The following is a 21,344-nucleotide window of genomic DNA, read 5'->3' on the forward strand; positions in this document are numbered from 1 at the left end:
CGGTTTAAAATGATGAAATTTGCAGGAGGAAACTTAGATACTCCTTTTGTGAGGAAAATCCAAACAACTTCAATCTGAGATGAAACGACAGAGGCCATCTCAATTCATTTTGAGACGGCCTCTTTTTATTTTGTCTGCATTTATGGGTTAGGGTTAAATTTTCAATCCATCTAAGATTTGTACGTAAACGGAGATGGCTTCTTCAATTTCGCTGACCAGCACATATTCATCGGCTGTATGTGAGCGGGAGGATTTTCCCGGGCCGATTTTGACGGAAGTGAAAGGCATTAGTGCTTGGTCGGACAGCGTAGGAGAGCCAAACGGTGTTTTCCCCAGTTCGATGGCGCGTTTCACGAAAGGATGGTCCACTGAAATGCTGGAAGAGTTGAGGCGGAAGGAGCGGGCCTTCACTTCACTTTGTACATGTTTGCAGATTTCGGCGAACAGTTCTTCGTTGGAGTAGCATTCGTTGCTGCGGATATCGACCACCATGGTGCACAAGTCTGGAATCACGTTGTGCTGCGTGCCGGCATTAATCTGCGTCACACTCATTTTGACCGGTCCTAACAGCGGAGATTCTTTGGGGAACTGGTATGAACGGAACCATTCAATGTCCGGCAGGATTTTGTAGATGGCATTTTCTCCTTCGTTTCGGGCGGCATGTCCGGATTTGCCCCGGGCAGTGACATCGAGCACCATCAGTCCCTTTTCGGCGATGGCCGGATGCATCTCCGTAGGTTCTCCCACTACTCCCAAGGCAATGGGAGGAAGCTGGTGAAGTACGCTTTCAATGCCGTTTTTCCCGGACACCTCTTCTTCACACGAAGCCAGGTAAATCAGGTTGTAACTTTGTGTGGTCATGCTGAGGTAGCGATATACCTGAAAGAGAGATACCAGGCTGGCTCCCGCATCGTTGCTTCCCAGTCCGTACAGTTTTCCGTTCTCGTTTTTGGGAGTGAACGGCTGTTTTCTCCATCCGTTTACGGGTTTGACCGTATCGATGTGTGAATTAAGCAGGATGGTAGGCTTCTGAATATCAAACATGGGACTGATGCACCAGATATTATTGCCGGAACGTCCCGTCATAATGCCGGTCTCTTCTATGTAATTTTGCAGAAAGTCGGCTGCTGCGTCTTCTTCTCGGCTGATAGAGGGAATTCCAATCAGTGAATGCAGCAGAGTCAGTGCTTCAGATGTGTAGTAACCTATATCTATCATAAATATAACCTGTTTTTTAGATTCCTTGCAAAGATACTCTTTTTTAGGAGAAAAAGTTTAGATTGACAACACATTCCAAATAAAATCTTATATTTGCAAAAGAAACAATAAAACAAAGAAATATAGATGGTTAATTCATATTTGTCCCGGCTTGTGCGGCGACAAGCAGAAAAATATGGGGATAAAGTAGCCTTAAAATACCGTGATTACACGACATCTACATGGGTTCCTGTCACGTGGAACAAATTTGCGAATTTAGTGGACCAGGTGGCCAAGGCCTTGGTAGCCGCTGGGGTTGAGGCACAAGAGAATATAGGGGTTTTCTCACAAAACAAGCCAGAATGTTTTTATGTGGATTTCGGGGCTTTCAGAGACCGGATTGTGACCGTTCCTTTGTATGCCACGAGTTCCGAGGCTCAGGTGCATTACATTGTGGAAGATGCGGCCATCCGCTTCTTGTTTGTGGGAGAGCAGTACCAGTATGATGTGGCTTATCGGGTACAGAGTCTGGGACGTTCCTTGAAACAGATCATTATTTTTGACCCGACCGTCAAACGTGCTTCGGGAGACTGCAACTCAATTTATTTTTCTGATTTTCTGAAATTAGAGGAGGATGAAAAATGGCTGAATGAGGTGGAGGCACGTACTTCTGCTTCTTCGCCGGACGATCTGGCCAATATTTTGTATACTTCGGGTACTACCGGTGATTCCAAAGGGGTGATGCTGCATCATTCCAATTATGAAGCGGCGTTCAAGGGGCATGATGCCCGCCTGAAGGAACTGGGGGAGAATGACGTGGTGATGAACTTTTTGCCGTTTACGCATATCTTTGAGCGGGGATGGGCTTTTTATTGTTTGTACAAGGGCTGTATGCTGTGCATCAACCTGAAACCGCAGGACATTCAGAAAACCATCAAGGAAATCCGCCCAACTGCCATGTGCAGTGTACCGCGCTTTTGGGAAAAGGTATTTGCCGGTGTGCATGAAAAAATCAATGAGGCCACAGGGTTGAAGAAAGCCCTCATGCTGGATGCGTTGCGGGTAGGAAAGGAGCATAATATCACCTACCTGATGAACGGAAAGACTCCTCCGGCCGTACTTCGCATGAAATATAAATTTTATGAGCGAACGATTTACAGCCTTTTGAAGAAAACCATCGGGTTGGAAAACGGCAACTTCTTTCCGACAGCTGGAGCTGCCATTCCGGAAAAGGTGGAGGAATTTGTGCATTCCGTAGGCATTGATATGGTGGCCGGCTACGGGTTGACGGAAAGTACAGCTACGGTTTCCTGTGAATGGAAGGGGGATTTCCGGATTGGAGGCGTCGGACGGGTGTTGCCGGGAGTGGAAGTCCGCATCGGTGAAAATAATGAAATCCAGCTTCGGGGAGGAACGATTACCAAAGGATATTACAAGAAAGAGGCAATTACCAAACAGGCCTTTACGGACGACGGATGGTTCCGTACGGGAGATGCCGGTTACATGAAGGACGGTTTCTTGTATCTGACTGACCGTATCAAGGATCTTTTCAAGACCTCCAATGGCAAATACATCGCTCCGCAAGCCATTGAAACCAAGCTGGTGGTAGACCGTTACATTGACCAGGTGACTATCATTGCTGACCGCCGCAAGTTTGTGTCGGCATTGATTGTACCGGAGTATGCACAGGTGGAGAAATTTGCCCGTGAACACCATATTACATTTACGAGTCGCAAGGATTTGCTGGAAAATCCGAAGATCATCGAATTGTTCCAGTTGCGTATTGATACGCTCCAGCAGGAGTTTGCCCATTACGAGCAGGTGAAGCGTTTCACGTTACTGCCTGAACCTTTCAGCATGGAACGAGGGGAACTGACGAACACCTTGAAACTGAAGCGTGCGGTAGTGGCCCGAAATTACAAGGATATCATTGACAAGATGTATGAAGAAAATGTAGGCTAACCGACTGACTTTTATATACAGGCACTCTTTCAGGGGTGCCTGTTTTTTATCTCTTTGGAGAAGATAGGATACGCCTCGGCATAGTCAAATTTAGAAAACTGCGTTTTCTATTTGCCTCTGCGCTCGGCTTTCACTATCTTTGCACCGAGAAAATATTAACAGACTAATTTATCGTATTTTATGATTACCATAGAGCAACTGAAAGACATAAAGGAACGTACGGAAGCCCTGCATCGTTATTTGGATATTGACGGAAAGAAGATACAGGTGGAAGAAGAGCAGCTTCGTACACAGGCACCCGGCTTTTGGGATGACCAGAAGGCTGCCGAAGCGCAGATGAAGAAAGTAAAATCCTTGCAGCAATGGATTTCCGGCTACCAGGAAGTGAAGACGCTGGCAGATGAATTGCAGTTGTCTTTCGATTTCTATAAAGATGAACTGGTGACGGAAGAAGAAGTGGATGAGGCGTATGCAAAGGCACTCGCTGCGGTGGAAGCATTGGAGTTGAAGAACATGCTTCGTTCGGAAGCTGACCAGATGGACTGCGTGCTGAAAATCAATTCAGGGGCCGGAGGAACTGAAAGTCAGGACTGGGCTTCCATGCTGATGCGTATGTATATGCGCTGGGCGGAAAGCAACGGCTATAAATTGTCTATCGCCAATCTTCAGGAAGGAGATGAGGCCGGTATCAAGACCGTGACCATGAATATTGAAGGAGCCTATGCCTATGGTTATCTGAAAGGAGAGAACGGTGTGCACCGTCTGGTGCGTGTATCACCTTATAACGCACAGGGAAAACGAATGACTTCGTTTGCGTCCGTGTTTGTGACTCCGTTGGTGGACGACTCCATTGAGGTGACGGTAGAACCGGCCCGCTTGTCATGGGATACGTTCCGAAGCGGTGGTGCAGGAGGACAGAACGTGAACAAGGTAGAATCAGGTGTCCGCTTGCGTTATCAGTATAAAGACCCTTATACCGGTGAGGAAGAAGAAATCTTGATTGAAAATACCGAAACCCGTGACCAGCCGAAGAACAAGGAAAATGCCATGCGTCAATTGCGTTCTATCTTGTACGACAAGGAGCTGAAGCACCGTATGGAAGAACAGGCCAAAGTAGAGGCTGGCAAGAAGAAAATTGAATGGGGGTCGCAGATTCGAAGCTACGTATTTGATGACCGTCGGGTGAAAGACCACCGTACCAATTACCAGACTTCCGATGTGAATGGAGTGATGGACGGTAAGATTGACGGGTTTATCAAAGCTTACCTGATGGAGTTTTCGGATAGCGAAAACTGATAAACTTTGCGGAAAATTATCGCTTTTGTTTGTCTTTTTGCAGATAAGTTGTAATTTTAGGGGTGTAAATCTAAAAATGAAAACTTATGGGACACAACAGAACTGTAAAGAGACAGAATTTCGAAAAGCGTGAAGAGGAAAAAGCCAATAGATTGTTCAGGATGATTTGTATTGTCTTGATTCTATTGGCTATTTTGATGATTGTAGGCTATACGTTAGCTTCCTGATAGTTCAATAATAGAGGTATGTCGCAAGAAATAGAACGTAAGTTTTTGGTGCGCGGGGATTCTTATAAGGCGATGGCTTATGGGAAAAAGCGCATCAAGCAAGGATATATCTGTAGCGAGAGGGGACGTACGGTGAGGGTCCGTATCCAGAATGGGGAAGGATACCTTACCATTAAAGGCCCTTCGGATGTTGCAGGAATGAGCCGGTATGAGTGGGAACATCCGCTTTCCTTGCAGGAGGCAGAGGAGCTGATGAAACTGTGCGAGCCGGGGATGATTGACAAGACGCGCTACCTGGTGCGTTGTGGAACGCACGTGTTTGAAGTGGACGAATTTTATGGAGACAACGAGGGACTGGTAGTGGCAGAAGTAGAGCTCGGCAGTGAAGACGAACCGTTCGACCGTCCTTCGTTCTTAGGGGAAGAAGTAACCGGGCAAATCAAATACTATAATTCATTTTTAAAGAAGTCGCCCTATTGTAAATGGTCTGAAAACCTTCCTGAAAACTGTCAGAACAAGGGGTAAAAACTATCAACTGAGAGTTTTTACCCGTTTGATTATCAGTTTTTGTGAAGGGCTATCTTTCTTTTTCTGCTAATATTACAGTGTCAAAACGAAAAGCAGACATTATTTCAATTACAAAGAAAAGAAAGACTAAAGAATTATGAAAACGGCAACTTTTGCTCAGAATCTGTTGAGTATGCAGACAGAACTACTTCGTTTCGCTTATAAATTGACGGCCGACCGTGAAGAAGCGAATGATCTTCTTCAAGAGACTTCTTTGAAGGCCTTGGACAATGAGGAAAAGTATGTGGCTGAAACGAATTTCAAGGGATGGATTTATACCATCATGCGCAATATATTCATTAATAATTATCGCAAGACTTTGCGCGACCAGACGTATGTGGACAACACCGACAATCAGTTCTTTCTGAATTTAGGGGTGGATATCGAAGATGATTCCATGCAAGGTTCGTACGACCTGAAGGAAATGCGTCGCATCGTCAATGCCTTGCCGAAGGAATATCGTGTGCCTTTTGCCATGTATGTGTCAGGATTCAAATATCGGGAAATTGCCGACAAGCTGAACCTTCCGTTGGGCACCGTGAAAAGCCGGATTTATTTCACCCGGCAAAGACTGCAGGAAGACCTGAAGGACTTCCGTTGATGAAATGTGAAACTCTCTATCTTTAAAAATAATATATTTTAGTGGACGTCGGTTGCTGTGATAGCACCCGACGTCTGTGCTTTTATGGAGCAGATTTAGGACTTCGGGTGAGGAAATCTTTTTTGGATGAAAGGACGGTAAATGAAATGTCCGGCCAAGGAGGCGAGCAATACTCCGACGCTGTTGGCGGCAAAGTCCATCCAGTCTCCACTGCGGTTGTCTGTGCAATAGGCTTGTAGGATTTCAATGACTCCGCTCATCAAGATGGGAAACAGGATACAGAGGATAATCAGATTCCATTTTTTGATAATTGAATGATGGATCAGGTATTCTATCCATAACACGGAACTGAGTCCGCCGTACATGCAGAGGTGGACGAGTTTGTCGAAGTTTGTGATTTCTTCCAACCGGGTCTGGGGAGGGGTGAAGAAGGATAAATACCAAATTACCAAAATTGTGAGAATGGAAAATGGATAATGTCTTAAATTTTGCATTTCGCTTAAAACTTTAAATTTTCGTGCAAAAATAAGATATTTTTTTATACATTTGTCACCTGTTTTGAGGTATAATTATAATAAAATGATTTATGCAGCACAAAAGTGAACGAGCGAATTTTGGAAGTAAGTTAGGAGCTATTCTGGCAGCTGCTGGCTCGGCAGTAGGTTTAGGTAACATTTGGCGTTTTCCGTATGAGACAGGAAACCATGGGGGAGCTGCATTTATATTGATTTATCTGGGATGTGTGATTGTGTTCGGACTTCCCATCATGATTGCAGAGTTTACCATCGGGCGTCGGGCGAAAGCCTGTACGGGAGGAGCGTTTGAGGTATTGGCTCCAGGTTCGCATTGGAAATGGGTAGGATATGCCGGAGTGTTGACCGGTTTTCTGATTTTAGGATATTATTCGGTGGTGGCCGGATGGACCCTGGAATATGTCTGGCAGGCCGTGACGTTCGGCTTGTCTGGTAAGACTTCCTCAGAATATGTGACGATGTTCCAGGACTTCTCGCAACAGCCTTTCCGTCCGCTTCTCTGGTTGTTCATCTTCATGTTTGCCACCCATTTTGTCATTGTCAAAGGAGTGAAGGAGGGGATTGAAAAGTCTTCGAAGATCATGATGCCTATCTTGTTTATTTTGGTCATTCTGTTGGCTGTCTGTTCGGTGACGTTGCCGGGAGCGGAGAAAGGAGTGAAATTCCTTTTGCATCCGGACTTTAGCAAGGTCACCCCGGATGTCTTTTTAGGGGCCATGGGACAAGCCTTTTTCTCCCTCAGTTTGGGAATGGGTTGCTTGTCGACATACGCTTCTTATTTCGGGAAGGATACTCGCTTGGGACATACGGCCTTGAGCGTGGGAGTAATCGATACTTGTGTGGCGGTACTGGCCGGATTGATTATTTTCCCTGCTGCTTTTTCCGTAGGTATCCAGCCGGATGCAGGGCCTTCCTTGATTTTCATTACCTTGCCAAACGTGTTTCAACAGGCTTTTGCCAATGTTCCGGCTTTGGCTTATATCTGTGCGATAGCCTTCTATGTATTGTTGGCTTTGGCTGCTTTGACCTCTACCATCTCCTTGCATGAGGTGGCAACGGCGTTCTTGCACGAGAGGTTCCATTTTACACGGGGACGTGCCGCTTGTATTGTCACAGGATGTTGTCTGCTTATCGGTATTGTTTCTTCACTGGCGTTGGGAGTATGGAGCAATGTCAAGATTGGGGGGATGAATATGTTCGATGCACTGGATTATCTTACCGCCAAGATTATGCTGCCGGTATGTGGAATGTTTGCCGCCATCTTTGTAGGCTGGGTACTGGACAAGAAGATTGTGAAGGGAGAAGTCACGAATTATGGCTCCTTGAAAGCCCCTTATTATCCTGTCTACTTGTTGGCATTGAGAATTGTGGCTCCACTGGGTATTTTAGGTATTTTTATGAATGAACTGGGCTTGTTGAACTGGTAAATGTGGAAAGATTTCTTCTATTATTCTCGGTCGGAACGGAGAGTCATTCTGTTGTTGTTGGGGTTGCTGGTAATCTTGTGTATCTTGTGGGGAGTATGCTGGATTATGCAGCCTTCTGAACAGGTTTATCAGGAAGATAGTGCGGAAATTGATTCTTTTTTGGCTTCCGTAAGGCAACGTAAAACAGACGATACCAAACGGAAGTATGCAAAAAACAGATTCAAAGAAGTTCCGCAAGCCATTCTTTTTGATTTTAACCCGAATACAGCCGATTCTTCCCAGCTACGGAAGCTGGGGCTCTCTGCTTTTGTGGTTCGCAATATCCTCCGTTACCGGGAAAAGGGAGGCCGATTTCGTACGCCTGAGTCCTTTGCTAAGATTTATGGGCTGGAGGAGCAACAGTATCTTTTGCTAAAACCTTATATCCGCATTCCGGAAGAGGAGGGCATCCACCGTATTTCACCGGTAGAAAAGGACCGTCAGCAGACTGAGACAGAAATAAAACGAATAGAAAAGTATCCGGAGGGAACGCTTGTGTCGTTGAATGAGGCGGATACCACTGAGCTGAAGCGTATACCGGGTATCGGGAGCGGAATTGCGAAATTGATTGTAGCGTACCGGAACCGACTGGGGGGATTTACTTGTGTGGAACAGCTTCAGGAAGTTCCCCATGTAGATTCGGATCTGAATAAATGGTTTGTGGTCAAGGGGGGACCGTTCCGGAAAATCAGAGTGAACAAAGATGGGCTGGACAAATTGCGCAATCATCCTTATATGGATTTTTATAAGGCTAAAGCCATTTTGGAATATCGCCGTAAACGAGGAAACATTAAAGGTCTTTCTCGGCTCTCTTTGTTTGAAGAGTTTTCCGAAAAAGACCTTCAGCGTTTGTCTCCTTATTTATCTTTCGAATAATTATTTACGAGTATAACCGGCTGCTTCCGCAATCTTTACCGGAATTTCGGTGTTGTCAATGCGGTTCTGGAACTTATCTGCTCCTGCACCGATGGCAAATACTGGTACGTAACCGGCAGAATGTCCTCCGCTGGTCCATCCGGTCAAGGCAATCTCATCGATAATCCGTTTGGCCTCTGCAGCAATCGGTTCATCTTGTGCATATTCGCTCTTTTCCATCTTCATTTCCTGGTTCTGAAGACTTTGTTCGTATACGGCTTTCAGACGAGCTTCTTGTTTTTCGCTCAGTTCCACTTTATCCCAGAAACCAAAGTTATCTTTCAAAGCCTGCTGTACAGCCTCCCAAGACACTTTATTATTAGTCTTTGCACGTAACTGGTTGATGATTTTGGTAAATCCGCTTTCGCTGACCTTCTGGTTCTTCAGTACCTGCAGGTTCAGTTTGTACGGACCTTTTCCTAAGACAAAACCTCCCGTTTCATGGTCGGCAGTGACCACAATCAGGGTCTCGTCCGGATGTTGGGAATAGAATTCATAAGCCACTTTGATGGCATTGTCAAAATCTATGACTTCATGGAAGACAGTGGCAGCATCGTTGCTGTGGCATGCCCAGTCAATTTTTCCTCCTTCTACCATCAGGAAAAATCCTTTTGACAGGTCTTTGGAAAGAAAATTGATAGCTGAGCGAGTAATTTCCTGCAGGGTCATATCTCCTTTTTTACGGTCGATGGCATAAGGAATGGAAGTCTGGTCTGCTTGTGAAGAGGCTTCCGACTGGAACAGAATCATTTTATCAGACTTCTTGCATTTCTTGAGATAGTCTTTATAGCCTCTGGCAATGGTGTAACCATATTGGGAGGCCATGTCATACAGACTCTCAGACTGTGGATTATTTTTGTCTTTAGGTTGTAGAAAATCTGAACCTGCATAGAAGTCGAATCCTGTATTGTACAAGTCTTTTCCTATGGTATAATAGCTCCCTCTTCCAGCTGCGTGTGCATAGAAAGCAGCAGGAGTGGCATGGTCTACACTCACACTGGTAGCGACTCCTACGCGGCAGCCATGGTCTTTGGCCCATGTGGCTACACTGTAGACGGGTGTCTGTTGGTCTTTTAACACTCCAATGGCTCCATTTTTCGTTTTATTTCCAGTAGCCAGTGCGGTTCCGGCTGCTGCCGAATCCGTCACTCCGTTTGTGGCAGAGAAAGTGGTGGCTACCGTAGTATAGGGAAATTGGGTAAACTGCAAAGGAGTAATTCCGATCTTCCCTTCTAACTCACCAAGGTACAGTTCCGTACCCTGTACTTGATTCACTCCCATTCCATCTCCGATGAAATAGAACACATACTTGGCCTGTTGTGCATGGATTTGACAGAAGGCCAGTAGGATGAACATGACGGCGATTGATAATTTCTTCATAAAGTTCTGTGTTGAATAATTTTTTGCGAAAATACGGAAAATTGTGACGATTGCCTCCCTTTCTATGAAAAAAATATGGAAAATAGGTAAACGTTTTGGGGAGATTTCATTCTTATTGTTGTAACTATATTAATTCTTATTATGAAAAAGACAAATTTAGTAGGGGCATGTCTGGTTTTGTCCTTGTTGGCTTCCTGTCAGCAGAATGAATCGTTGTCAAACATGAGTGAAGATGCAGTCCTTCGTTTAAGGGCTTCGGTGTATGCAGCAGGTGCAGAGGCTCGAACTGTGACAGACGAAATGGGAGGCACCGAATTCTCGGAACTGGATGCATTGGGATTCTTTATGCCGGAAGAAAATAATCCTGTGAAATGGACACTGACCAGTGGTCAATGGATTTCAGAATCTCCGTTGACCTGGAAAGATAAAGTGAACACTTTTCAGTTTTGTGCATATTATCCTTATTCAGAAGAGGCCACCACACGTACCAGCATACCGATGCCGGATTTAAGCAAGCAATCGGGTTCGCTTTCCGAAGTGGGGGATTTTGATTTCCTGGCCGCTCGTTGTCAGACAAGTTATCAGGAGACGGATAATGGTACGGTTTCTTTTACCGGTTCTTCTTCTTTCAAGCATGTGTATAGCCTTCTGGCCATCACCCTCAAGAAAGATTTACCCGAAGAAAATGTATTGCTGAGTCAGGCTACACTGGAAGGAAAGAACTTATTTGGACGTAGCACCTATCATTTTGGAGAACAGGCTGATGCCGATGGCATGACGTATGAGGAAGGCTCAGAGAAAGATGCGTTGGCATTTGATTATGAGGAGCCGGTGGAAGTAGCAGAGGAGTCTGGATATACAATGTATTTCTTGTGTAATCCATCAGATTTGGAGGAAAATTCGAAATTCTCTATAGTCTATCAGCGTGATGGAGTGTCTTATACAGCTTCCACTGAGAAATTGGGTAAGCAGTTTCAAGCCGGTAAGTTTTATCGGTTTACACTGAAACTGACAAAAGAAGTCTTGCAACTGGTAGGATGCGAAGTGACAGGTTGGATTTCAGAAGAACTTCCAGAACTAGCCATTGATGAAATTCCAGTAGAGTAAACTTTTCTTAAAGAGCTTATTTTGTATAAGGCCCTTTTTTATGAAATCACCTCTGTTGCAGCCTTTTGTAGCGGAGGTGAAATTTTATCTGCATGCAAAATTGCCTTACATCTCGGAAAAAACATGTAACTTTGCACTTTCAAATAAAGAATAATCAATTCTTAGTTCATTATAAGCAATGAAAGCACTGAAGGAACGCATCATGCGTGATGGGAAATGCTTTGAAGGAGGAATCCTCAAGGTGGATAATTTTATCAATCATCAGATGGACCCGATTCTGATGAAGTCAATGGCTGTGGAATTTGTACGGAGATTTGCCAGTACAAAGATTAACAAAGTGATGACCATTGAGGCGAGCGGAATTGCGCCGGCCATCATGGTGGGCTATTTGTTGGAACTTCCGGTTGTTTTTGCCAAGAAGAAAAAGCCAAGTACAATGGAAAATATGTTGACTACCACAGTCTATTCCTTTACGAAGGATCGTACGTACGATGTGTGTGTAAGTAAAGATTATTTGTGCCCGGGCGATAAGGTTTTGTTCGTGGATGACTTTTTGGCCAATGGGAATGCGGCAAAAGGAATTATTGATTTGGTACAGAAGGCCGGTGCCGAACTGGTCGGCATGGGATTTTTGATAGAAAAATCATTCCAGCATGGAGGAGATTATCTTCGTGCCCAGGGGATTCATGTGGAATCTTTGGCAATCATAGAGAGTTTGGATAATTGTCAAATTAAAATAAAGGAGTAACAGTAAAGCAAATCTTTGATGGAAAAAGAACAACAAGTAGCCCAGAGTGCCGGGCTTATTTACGGTTTGAATGACCGTCCCCCTTTGAAAGATACTATTTTTGCCGCGTTGCAACATTTGTTGGCCATTTTCGTGGCTATTATTACGCCTCCGTTGATTATTGCGGGAGCATTGAAGCTGGATTTGGAAACAACCGGTTTCTTAGTTTCTATGGCCCTTTTTGCTTCAGGTATTTCAACTTTCATCCAATGTCGTCGTGTGGGGCCTATCGGTTGCGGTTTGTTGTGTATTCAGGGAACGAGTTTCTCTTTTATCGGGCCGATTATTTCGGCTGGTTTGACCGGAGGATTAAGTGCAATCTTTGGTGCATGTATTGTTTCTTCATCGGTAGAAATGCTGATTAGTAGAGTGTTGAAGTACACGCGCCGTGTCATTACTCCCCTGGTGTCGGGTATTGTCGTGACCTTGATTGGCATGAGTCTGATTAAAGTGGGAATCTCTGCATGTGGAGGAGGAGCTGCCGCACAAGCCGACGGCTCATTCGGGGCTTTCCACCATATTGGATTGGCTGCGCTGGTACTGGTACTGATTATTTTCTTCAACCGTAGTTCCAACCGTTACTTGCGCATGAGTTCGATTGTGATAGGTTTGGTAGTCGGTTATGTATTGGCCTGGGCTTTGGGCATGGTCGACTTCTCAGCAGTGCAAAGTTATGGAGGATTCAATATCCCAATTCCTTTCCGCTATGGCATTTCATTTGATATCTCTGCCATCATCGGATTGGCGTTGGTGTATCTGATTACGGCCATTGAGGCATACGGAGACATTACAGCCAACTCTTTGATTTCGGGTGAGCCGGTAGAAGGAGAAACCTTTGTGAAGCGTGCTTCTGGAGGTATTCTGGCAGATGGATTCAACTCCATGCTGGCTGGTTTCTTCAATTCATTCCCCAATTCTATTTTTGCACAGAATAACGGTATGATTCAGTTGACGGGAGTCGCCAGCCGTTATGTAGGGTATTTCATTGCTGGTTTTTTGATTTTGTTGGGCTTGTTCCCGGCGGTAGGTCTGGTGTTCTCGCTGATGCCGGAGCCCGTGTTGGGAGGAGCTACTTTGCTGATGTTTGGTACAGTGGCTGCGGCCGGCATTCGTATCATCTCTTCACAGAAAATTGACCGTAAAGCTACGCTTGTAATGGCGTTGAGTTTTTCTTTTGGTCTGAGTGTGGAGCTGGTACCCGATATCTTGTGTCAGTTGCCCGATACACTCCGTAACATTTTCTCTTCAGGTATCACTACCGGTGGATTGACCGCTATCTTGGCCAATCTGTTGATTCAGATAAAGGAATAATTTTCTTCCGGCATAAAAAAAGCCTCGTTCCTATGCAGGAGCGGGGCTTTCTTTTTAGGAGCTCTTTATTTATTTGACTTCAATAACTTTACGAGCCTGAACTTTTTCTTCGTTTGTCTTTTTCGGCAAATCGATTGTCAATACACCGTCATTGACAGCAGCATTGATTTTCTCTTTCTCCACGTCATCAGGGATAATCATGGATTGTTCGAATTTGCTGTAAGAGAATTCACGACGCAAATACTTCTTGTCGTTTTCCTCTTTGTTTTCGTTCTTCTTCTCCATTGAAATGGTCAGCGTATTGTCATCAGCCAGTTGAACGTGAAAGTCGTCTTTCGTCATGCCGGGAGCTGCCAATTCAACTTTATACTCTTTTTCGCTTTCAATTACATTGATTGCAGGAGCTGTAGAGTTGGCTTTTACCATCCAGTCGTTATCAAAGAAATCATTAAAGATACTCGGTAACCAGTTCTGATTGTAATTTTTTCTAGTCGGCATCATAGTTGTAATCTCCTATATTAAGTTGTTTTATTATCAATTTTCTTTCCGGAGGGCTTCGGCTTTCGCTTCCGCAATCCGCCTAAGAGATTGCAAAACGTATGCCTTTTATGGAAGGTATGCCAAAAGGGACATTGATTTTAAATCCCGTTTAACTATCCTCCTCGTTTTTAAACTTAGGCAAACATTGGTGGCCTTCCTGTTTGCCACTTGTCGACAGATTGACATAAAATTATCTGCCAAACTTTCACTTTGTGGATTAGATGAACTCAAAATGACAGAAAAAAAGCCATTACGATTCCGCAATGGCTTTTTCTTTATTATAAATAGGTTAGGTTTATCGTGCCACAAACAAAGACTGGCTGTTAGCCTGGCGTGCAGAAATGATTCCCTGCAAGTCCGGAGTAACGGTCATCGGAGTACCATCTTTCTGTGTGAAAGTGATGGTGCCGTCTTCATTCATTGTAAACAATTCATATGTCTGTCCGTCGGCTGATACATTCCATGTGTTCTTTTCCTGGTTGTAAACCAAATTCAACGGAGTATTTTCTTCTCCCTTTTTGGTGATGGTATATCCGTCTTCGTTTGTACGTACAAGATATTCTCCATTTTCACCTTTCACTGTTTTTACGGTTCCCACATTCTCAGCCAGTGGATTGGAACCTGACCAGAATTCAATAGAGTTCAATACGATGATGTCGGCAAAATAGGCAACTTGGTATACAGGAATGATATGGAAGGCAAAAAATACAATTTCATTGACAAACTTGTTTCCGATATTGCTGTTCCAATCTTTTAAACTGTTCCACAATCCGAAGGAGCCGATACATGATGAACAGATGATGCTGGCGCCGAGAATCAGGCACGCAGCTGAAAGTTTTAATTTTCTCATATCTGCTTTAGTTTTGGGTTAATATTTAAGTGAGTATTGTCTTTTGTTATTACAATTTGTTACAAAGTTAGAAGTTATTTTCGATTGTGAAAGAGAAATGTAAAAAAATCGTATCTTTGCGTCGTTTTTTGTGAGAAATTAATGATTAAATAGAACAATAGCATGAAAGAAAAGATTCAGAAGAAGTTGAGCGATTCGAAGGCGGCACGCTGGACGGCCTTGTTCATCGTCTCGTTTACAATGATGTGTGGGTATTTCCTGACCGATGTGATGTCACCTTTGGAAAACTTGTTAACCACGAAAGGAAAAGTAGTTTATTTTACGGACGACACCTCTATGCCTGCCGATACCTTGGTAGCGAAGGTACGTTTGTTCTCCGCAGCCAATATGCTTTCTGAACCCGATTTGACGGTCGAGAAGTTAGGAGCAGGCGCTAAGATGCAGTATCAGGAACAGGTAAACGGGCAGCAGGTCACGGTGGAAAAGACCATTAGTTCAGTGGCACGTGGTGAAGGTTGGTCGAGCACGGAATATGGATTCTTTTCAGGTGCTTATGGTCTGATCAATGTCTTTCTGCTGATGTTGTTCTTTGGAGGAGTGATATTGGACAAGATGGGTATTCGTTTTACCGGTACCATGTCGTCCGGATTGATGCTGGTCGGTGCGTTGATAAAGTGGTATGCCCTTTCTACTAATTTTGGCGATGCCCAGCTGTTTGGCATGAACATGCAGGTGGCATTGGCTTCTGTAGGGTTTGCCATCTTTGGTATGGGAGCTGAGATTACCGGTATCACCGTGTCGAAAGTTATCGTCAAATGGTTTGCAGGTAAGGAGCTTGCATTGGCCATGGGACTTCAGGTAGCAATGGCCCGTATCGGTACGGCCCTCGCGTTGGGGGTCAGTCTGCCGGTGGCCCGTATGATGGGTAACGTGTCCTATCCTGTATTGTTCGGTGCCATTGTGTTGTGCACCGGATTTGTATCCTACCTGGTATATTGTATGATGGACCGCAAGGAAGATGCATCGGCCGAAGCTGTACGCATGGAGAGTGGCCAGGAGAAGGAAGAAGGATTCAAGATGTCCGATTTGAAGCAGATTTTCTGTAGCCGGGGATTTTGGTTGATTAACTTGCTTTGTTTGATGTTCTATGCGGGTGTGTTCCCCTTCCTGAAATTTGCCACAAAGCTGATGATTTATAAATACGATGTACCCGAATCGTTTGCCGGTCTGATTCCGGCCCTTTTGCCGTTTGGTACCATCCTGCTTACCCCGGTGTTCGGTTCCTTGTACGACCGTATCGGTCGTGGTGCGACCTTGATGATTATCGGTTCTTTTATGCTGACTGCCGTACATGTGCTTTTTGCCCTTCCGGTGATGAACTATTGGTGGTTTGCCGTAGTGGTAATGATTGTGCTGGGAATCGCCTTCTCTTTGGTACCGAGTGCCATGTGGCCTTCCGTACCTAAGATTATTCCGATGAAACAGTTGGGTTCTGCATATGCCATTATCTTCTATATCCAGAACATCGGACTGACTACGGTTCCTTGGTTGATTGGTTGGGTGATTGAGCATTTTGCTACGCTGCGCAACGAAGCGGGAGTGATTACGGGTTACGACTACACCGCCCCGATGGTGATTTTTGCTATTTTTGGTGTGTGTGCCATTGTGATTTCCATGTTGCTCCGTGCAGAGGATGCCAAGAAACATTATGGTTTGGAAGAGGCCAATATGAAGAAATAATTGTTTTCTAAAATAAAAAAAGGAGTTGAAGCCTTGTATGACTTAGGCTTTAACTCCTTTTTTGTTTTTAGACCAATTGGCTGGGGATGAAGTCCTTGCTTTTGCTTTCTTTTAATCTTTTGTGAGTCTATAAGTGTGTATTTGTTTGTCTTATAGATTTTTTCGTGTATCTTTGATACATGTTTTTGTACGAGGCTGTGAGAAACAGCTGTTATACAAGTTTACCTATGAATCCTACAAGAAAAAAATCACCAATTACCTGGGTGCCTACCGCATATTTTGCCATGGGCCTGCCTTTTGTCGTGCTGAATATGGTCACTGTGCTGATGTTCAAGGGACTGGAAGTCGATGATAAGCTGATTACCTTCTGGACCTCATTAATTCTTCTTCCCTGGACGTTGAAACCTTTATGGAGTCCTTTCCTGGAATTGTTCCGGACCAAGAAATTCTTTGTCATTGCGACGCAGCTGATTACGGGAGCCACTTTCGGATTGGTAGCCTTTTCATTGAACCTTCCGCATTTCTTCAGTATTTCCATTGCCTTGCTGGCTATTGTTGCCTTTAGCGGGGCTACCCACGATATTGCCTGCGACGGCGTGTACATGAGTGAACTGTCTAATGAAGAACAGGCCAAGTTTATCGGATGGCAGGGAGCATTCTATAACATTGCCAAGATTCTGGCGACGGGAGGATTGGTGTATCTGGCGGGTTATTTGATTGAAATGAATGCCGAGGCCGGCATGCTGAGTGCTACCAAGCGGGCCTGGATGATTATTTTGTTGATACTCTCAGTCACGATGCTGCTTTTGGGGCTTTATCATTACTTTGCCTTACCCTCCACACAGGCAAAGCGAAAAAAGGAAGAAGCTATGACCAGCCGGGAGGTATGGAGAGAGTTGGGAGAGGTGTTGCTTGATTTCTTCCGCAAGACCCATATTGTATATTATATCTGCTTTATCATTTTGTATCGTTTTGCCGAAGGGTTTGTGATGAAGATTGTACCTTTGTTTCTGAAAGCCGGCCGGGAGGTAGGAGGACTGGGACTGAATGAAAAGGAAATTGGATTGTATTATGGGACGTATGGAGCGGCGGCCTTTGTATTGGGCTCATTGCTGGCCGGATACTATATCGCCAGGCGTGGACTGAAGAATACGTTGTTCACGTTGTGTTGCATCTTTAACTTTCCGTTTGTGGTGTATGCCTTGTTTGCCTATCTGCAACCGGAAAGCGGCTGGATTATTTGTAGCGGCATCGTCTTTGAATATTTCGGATACGGTTTCGGCTTTGTCGGCCTTTCCTTGTTTATGATGCAGCAAGTGGCTCCCGGCAAGCACCAGATGGCACATTATGCCTTTGCTTCGGGTATCATGAACTTAGGGGTGATGATTCCCGGCATGCTGAGCGGTTGGGTATGTGAAAGTCTGGGAGAATGGTTCAACAAACCGGGAGGCTATGAGCCTTTCTTTATCTTTGTGTTGATAGCCACGATTCCGGCTTTTCTGATTACGTATTTCATCCCGTTCAAATATGATAACGACGGAAAGCTGATAAAAGGTGAACGAGAATATATCTAATCTAAATAAAAACAGACTGAATATGAATGACAAATTTGTAATGCCGTGGGAAGAACGCCCGGCAGATTGTAAGGAGGTGATGTGGCGGTATTCCAAGAATCCCGTCATCGGGCGGTATCAGATACCTACGTCGAACAGTATCTTCAATAGTGCGGTGGTACCCTTCAAGGATGGGTTTGCCGGCGTGTTCCGTTGTGACAACCGGGCCGTGCAGATGAATATCTTTGCAGGCCTCAGTAAGGACGGCATTCACTGGGAAATCAATCACGAACCGATCAAGTTCCAACCCGGAAACACCGATATGATTGAGTCGGAATACAAATATGATCCTCGTGTCACGTGGATTGAAGACCGTTACTGGATTACGTGGTGCAACGGTTATCACGGCCCTACCATCGGCATTGGCTATACCTTCGATTTCAAGGAATTTTATCAGTGTGAGAATGCCTTCCTGCCTTTCAACCGCAACGGAGTGCTTTTCCCGCAAAAAATCAACGGCAAATATGCCATGTTGAGCCGCCCGAGCGACAACGGGCATACTCCTTTCGGGGATATCTATATCAGCTTCAGTCCCGACATGAAATACTGGGGCGAGCACCGCTGTGTGATGAAAGTGACTCCTTTCCCGGAAAGTGCCTGGCAGTGTACGAAAATTGGAGCCGGTTCCGTACCGTTCCTGACAGAAGAAGGTTGGCTGATGTTCTATCATGGCGTCATCACCACCTGCAACGGTTTCCGCTACTCCATGGGAGCCGCGATTCTGGATAAGGACCACCCGGAGAAGGTGCTCTATCGTACCCGCGATTATCTGTTGGCTCCTGCAGCACCTTATGAACTGCAGGGCGATGTACCCAACGTAGTGTTCCCGTGTGCCGCCCTTCAGGATGGGGAAAGAGTGGCAGTGTATTACGGGGCAGCCGATACCGTGGTCGGAATGGCTTTCGGTTACATTTCCGAAATCATTGATTTCGTGAAACGTACTTCCATTGTATAAGAATGAAAACTTTATAGGACCGTTCCCATGGTTGAGGCTATGGGAGGGGCCTTTTTTACTTTAAGCCTATGAAAAAACTAATTGCATGTCTGAATTTTTTGTTCGTTGGGATGTGTCTGCATGCCCAGGAACCAGTAGATTATGTCGACCCGTTCATCGGGACCACCAATTTCGGTACGTGTAATCCGGGAGCCGTATGCCCGAACGGCCTGATGTCGGTCGTTCCGTTCAATGTGATGGGGTCGGCAGACAACAAGTATGACAAGGATGCCCGCTGGTGGTCTACGCCCTACGACTATACGAACAGCTATTTTACGGGACTGTCTCATGTCAACTTGAGTGGAGTGGGGTGTCCCGAATTGGGGTCTCTGCTGTTGATGCCTACCACCGGGGAACTGGATGTGGATTATCATCACTATGGCAGCAAGTATGAGAAGGAAACCGCTTCACCGGGATATTACAGCCTGCAACTGACGAAATATAACGTGAAAGTAGAGGCTACCTCTACCCTTCGGACCGGATTGACCCGTTTCACCTTCCCGAAAGGAAAGAGCCACATCCTGATGAACTTAGGAGAGGGACTGACCAATGAATCGGGAGCCTATTTGCGCCGGGTGAACGACCGGGAGATAGAAGGTATGAAATTGTTGGGTACCTTCTGTTATAATCCGCAGGCGGTATTCCCTATTTATTTCGTAATGCGAATCAACAAGGCTCCGCAACAAACAGGGTATTGGAAATTCCAGCGTAAGATGAACGGTATAGAGGCCGAATGGGACAAAGACAACGGGAAATACAAGTTGTACACACAATACGACCGTGATCTGGCCGGTGACGACATCGGTGCCTGGTTCACCTTCGACACGGAAGATAACGAACAGATAGAAGTGGCCGTGGGCGTTTCTTTTGTCAGCATGGAGAATGCCCGCCAGAACTTGGAGGTCGAGCAGCATGGAGCCGGTTTCGATGAAATTCATGCCAGTGCCCGCAAACAATGGAACGATGACCTGAGCCGCATCACCGTGGAAGGGGGTACGAAGGCACAGAAAACCGTGTTCTACACCGCCTTGTATCACACCTTGATTCATCCGAACATCTTACAGGATGTGAACGGAGAATATCCGGCAATGGAAACAGGTGAAACCAAGGTCACGAAAAACAACCGTTATACGGTGTATTCCTTGTGGGATACCTACCGCAACCTGCACCAGTTGATGACATTGGTGTATCCGGAACGTCAGATTGACATGGTGCGTACCATGATCGATATGTACAAGGAACATGGCTGGCTGCCCAAGTGGGAACTCTACGGACGGGAAACCCTTACCATGGAAGGCGATCCCAGTCTGCCGGTCATTGTGGACACGTGGATGAAAGGCTTGCGTGATTTTGACATGGAAACTGCTTACGAAGCCATGCGGAAGTCAGCCACCCTGCCCGGAAAGGATAATCTGATGCGTCCGGACAACGATGATTATATGAACAAGGGGTATGTGCCTTTAAGGGAGCAGTTTGACAACTCTGTATCGCATGCGCTGGAATATTACATTGCCGACTATGCCTTGTACACACTGGCCAAGAGCTTGGGAAAGAAAGCCGATGCCGACTTGTTCTACAACCGCTCCATGGGTTATAAGCATTATTATTGCAAGGAGTTCGGTACTTTCCGTCCTATCTTGCCGGATGGCACGTTCTATTCTCCGTTCGACCCGTTGCAAGGACAGAATTTTGAACCGAGCCCGGGCTTCCATGAAGGAAATTCCTGGAACTACACCTTCTATGTGCCGCACGATGTAAAAGGACTGGCCCGATTGATGGGCGGACAGAAAAAGTTTGTCGACAAGTTACAGATGGTGTTTGATAAAGGCTATTACGATCCGGCCAATGAACCGGACATTGCCTATCCTTACCTGTTCAGCTACTTCAAGGGCGAAGAATGGCGTACCCAGAAAACGGTGCGCGAACTGCTGGCCAAGTATTTCACTCCCAAGCCCGACGGCATTCCGGGGAATGACGATGCCGGCACGATGTCAGCTTGGGCCGTATTCAGTATGATGGGCCTTTATCCCGACTGTCCGGGCGTACCGGAATACACGCTGACCGATCCGACTTTCAATCGGGTTACCATCCGTTTGAATCCGGAGTTTTACGGAAAAGACCAGCTGGTTATTGAAAAGAAAGGCAACGGTTCAGCAGAAGGATATATCCAGAAGATTGAACTCGGTGGAAAGAAAACAGGCTATCGTATTCACCACAACGACCTGGTGAAAGCCGGTACCCTGACTTTCTATAAATAA

Annotated in this window: 19 protein-coding genes; 14 read left to right on the forward strand and 5 right to left on the reverse strand. The window is 45.5% G+C overall.

Annotated elements, in window-relative coordinates; translation table 11 throughout:
- Positions 1-153: 153 nt before the first annotated feature.
- Positions 154-1,218, reverse strand: coding sequence for a M20 family metallo-hydrolase (locus tag H6A28_RS07240; RefSeq protein WP_204479575.1), 1,065 nt, complete (start codon positions 1,216-1,218; stop codon positions 154-156).
- 126 nt (positions 1,219-1,344) lie between these two features.
- Here H6A28_RS07240 and H6A28_RS07245 point away from each other — a divergent pair, with 126 nt between their 5' ends.
- From H6A28_RS07245 to H6A28_RS07265, 5 genes are all read left to right on the forward strand, one after another.
- Complete coding sequence (locus H6A28_RS07245; RefSeq protein ID WP_204479577.1) at positions 1,345-3,159, forward strand: AMP-dependent synthetase/ligase; 1,815 nt, start codon at positions 1,345-1,347, stop codon at positions 3,157-3,159.
- Positions 3,160-3,339: 180 nt separating this feature from the next.
- A complete protein-coding gene (prfB, locus tag H6A28_RS07250) occupies positions 3,340-4,455 on the forward strand; it encodes a peptide chain release factor 2 (RefSeq protein ID WP_204473617.1) in 1,116 nt (371 codons plus the stop codon).
- An 86-nt stretch (positions 4,456-4,541) separates the two neighbouring features.
- Positions 4,542-4,682 carry a hypothetical protein gene (locus tag H6A28_RS07255; protein WP_204473618.1) on the forward strand — a complete coding sequence of 47 codons (141 nt, stop codon included), beginning with the start codon at positions 4,542-4,544 and terminating at the stop codon, positions 4,680-4,682.
- An 18-nt stretch (positions 4,683-4,700) separates the two neighbouring features.
- Entirely contained in the window at positions 4,701-5,207 is a 507-nt protein-coding gene (locus H6A28_RS07260; RefSeq protein ID WP_204479579.1) for a CYTH domain-containing protein, read from the forward strand.
- Positions 5,208-5,346: 139 nt separating this feature from the next.
- On the forward strand, positions 5,347-5,850 hold the full coding sequence (locus H6A28_RS07265; protein WP_204473620.1) for an RNA polymerase sigma factor: 504 nt from the start codon (positions 5,347-5,349) through the stop codon (positions 5,848-5,850).
- A gap of 95 nt (positions 5,851-5,945) precedes the next feature.
- On the opposite strand, the gene H6A28_RS07270 is transcribed toward H6A28_RS07265, so the two are convergent.
- Positions 5,946-6,344, reverse strand: coding sequence for a VanZ family protein (locus H6A28_RS07270; protein ID WP_204473621.1), 399 nt, complete (start codon positions 6,342-6,344; stop codon positions 5,946-5,948).
- 92 nt (positions 6,345-6,436) lie between these two features.
- On the opposite strand from H6A28_RS07270, the gene H6A28_RS07275 reads away from it, so the two are divergent.
- Both H6A28_RS07275 and H6A28_RS07280 read left to right on the forward strand, forming a co-directional pair.
- On the forward strand, positions 6,437-7,810 hold the full coding sequence (locus H6A28_RS07275; protein ID WP_204479581.1) for a sodium-dependent transporter: 1,374 nt from the start codon (positions 6,437-6,439) through the stop codon (positions 7,808-7,810).
- The gene (locus H6A28_RS07280) at positions 7,811-8,725 is read left to right on the forward strand and encodes a helix-hairpin-helix domain-containing protein (RefSeq protein ID WP_204479583.1); all 915 of its coding nucleotides are present in this window, start codon (positions 7,811-7,813) and stop codon (positions 8,723-8,725) included. It begins immediately after the preceding gene.
- Here H6A28_RS07280 and H6A28_RS07285 read toward each other — a convergent pair whose 3' ends face one another.
- Positions 8,726-10,144, reverse strand: a complete 1,419-nt coding sequence (locus H6A28_RS07285) for an alkaline phosphatase (protein ID WP_204479585.1) — start codon at positions 10,142-10,144, stop codon at positions 8,726-8,728.
- Positions 10,145-10,285: 141 nt separating this feature from the next.
- Here H6A28_RS07285 and H6A28_RS07290 point away from each other — a divergent pair, with 141 nt between their 5' ends.
- The 3 genes from H6A28_RS07290 (at position 10,286) to H6A28_RS07300 (ending at position 13,349) form a co-directional block, all read left to right on the forward strand.
- Complete coding sequence (locus tag H6A28_RS07290) at positions 10,286-11,251, forward strand: fimbrillin family protein (protein WP_204479586.1); 966 nt, start codon at positions 10,286-10,288, stop codon at positions 11,249-11,251.
- Positions 11,252-11,429: 178 nt separating this feature from the next.
- Positions 11,430-11,999 (forward strand): xanthine phosphoribosyltransferase, encoded by a 570-nt coding sequence (xpt, locus tag H6A28_RS07295; RefSeq protein WP_204473630.1) that lies wholly within the window; start codon positions 11,430-11,432, stop codon positions 11,997-11,999.
- Between the two features lie 18 nt (positions 12,000-12,017).
- On the forward strand, positions 12,018-13,349 hold the full coding sequence (locus H6A28_RS07300; RefSeq protein ID WP_204473633.1) for a nucleobase:cation symporter-2 family protein: 1,332 nt from the start codon (positions 12,018-12,020) through the stop codon (positions 13,347-13,349).
- 69 nt (positions 13,350-13,418) lie between these two features.
- Here the strand turns inward: H6A28_RS07300 and H6A28_RS07305 are convergent, their stop codons facing one another.
- Both H6A28_RS07305 and H6A28_RS07310 read right to left on the reverse strand, forming a co-directional pair.
- Positions 13,419-13,850, reverse strand: a complete 432-nt coding sequence (locus H6A28_RS07305; RefSeq protein WP_204473635.1) for an Hsp20/alpha crystallin family protein — start codon at positions 13,848-13,850, stop codon at positions 13,419-13,421.
- A 334-nt stretch (positions 13,851-14,184) separates the two neighbouring features.
- Positions 14,185-14,739, reverse strand: a complete 555-nt coding sequence (locus H6A28_RS07310) for a DUF3332 domain-containing protein (protein ID WP_204479588.1) — start codon at positions 14,737-14,739, stop codon at positions 14,185-14,187.
- A 162-nt stretch (positions 14,740-14,901) separates the two neighbouring features.
- Between H6A28_RS07310 and H6A28_RS07315 the strand changes: the two genes are divergently transcribed.
- The 4 genes from H6A28_RS07315 (at position 14,902) to H6A28_RS07330 (ending at position 21,344) form a co-directional block, all read left to right on the forward strand.
- Complete coding sequence (locus H6A28_RS07315; protein WP_204479590.1) at positions 14,902-16,479, forward strand: MFS transporter; 1,578 nt, start codon at positions 14,902-14,904, stop codon at positions 16,477-16,479.
- Positions 16,480-16,706: 227 nt separating this feature from the next.
- Positions 16,707-18,053 carry an MFS transporter gene (locus tag H6A28_RS07320; RefSeq protein ID WP_204479592.1) on the forward strand — a complete coding sequence of 449 codons (1,347 nt, stop codon included), beginning with the start codon at positions 16,707-16,709 and terminating at the stop codon, positions 18,051-18,053.
- A gap of 22 nt (positions 18,054-18,075) precedes the next feature.
- The gene (locus H6A28_RS07325; RefSeq protein WP_204479594.1) at positions 18,076-19,047 is read left to right on the forward strand and encodes a glycoside hydrolase family 130 protein; all 972 of its coding nucleotides are present in this window, start codon (positions 18,076-18,078) and stop codon (positions 19,045-19,047) included.
- Between the two features lie 110 nt (positions 19,048-19,157).
- Positions 19,158-21,344 carry a GH92 family glycosyl hydrolase gene (locus H6A28_RS07330; RefSeq protein ID WP_430641271.1) on the forward strand — a complete coding sequence of 729 codons (2,187 nt, stop codon included), beginning with the start codon at positions 19,158-19,160 and terminating at the stop codon, positions 21,342-21,344.

Origin of the sequence: Bacteroides mediterraneensis (assembly GCF_016900355.1) — a bacterium.
Classification (GTDB): Bacteria; Bacteroidota; Bacteroidia; order Bacteroidales; family Bacteroidaceae; genus Phocaeicola.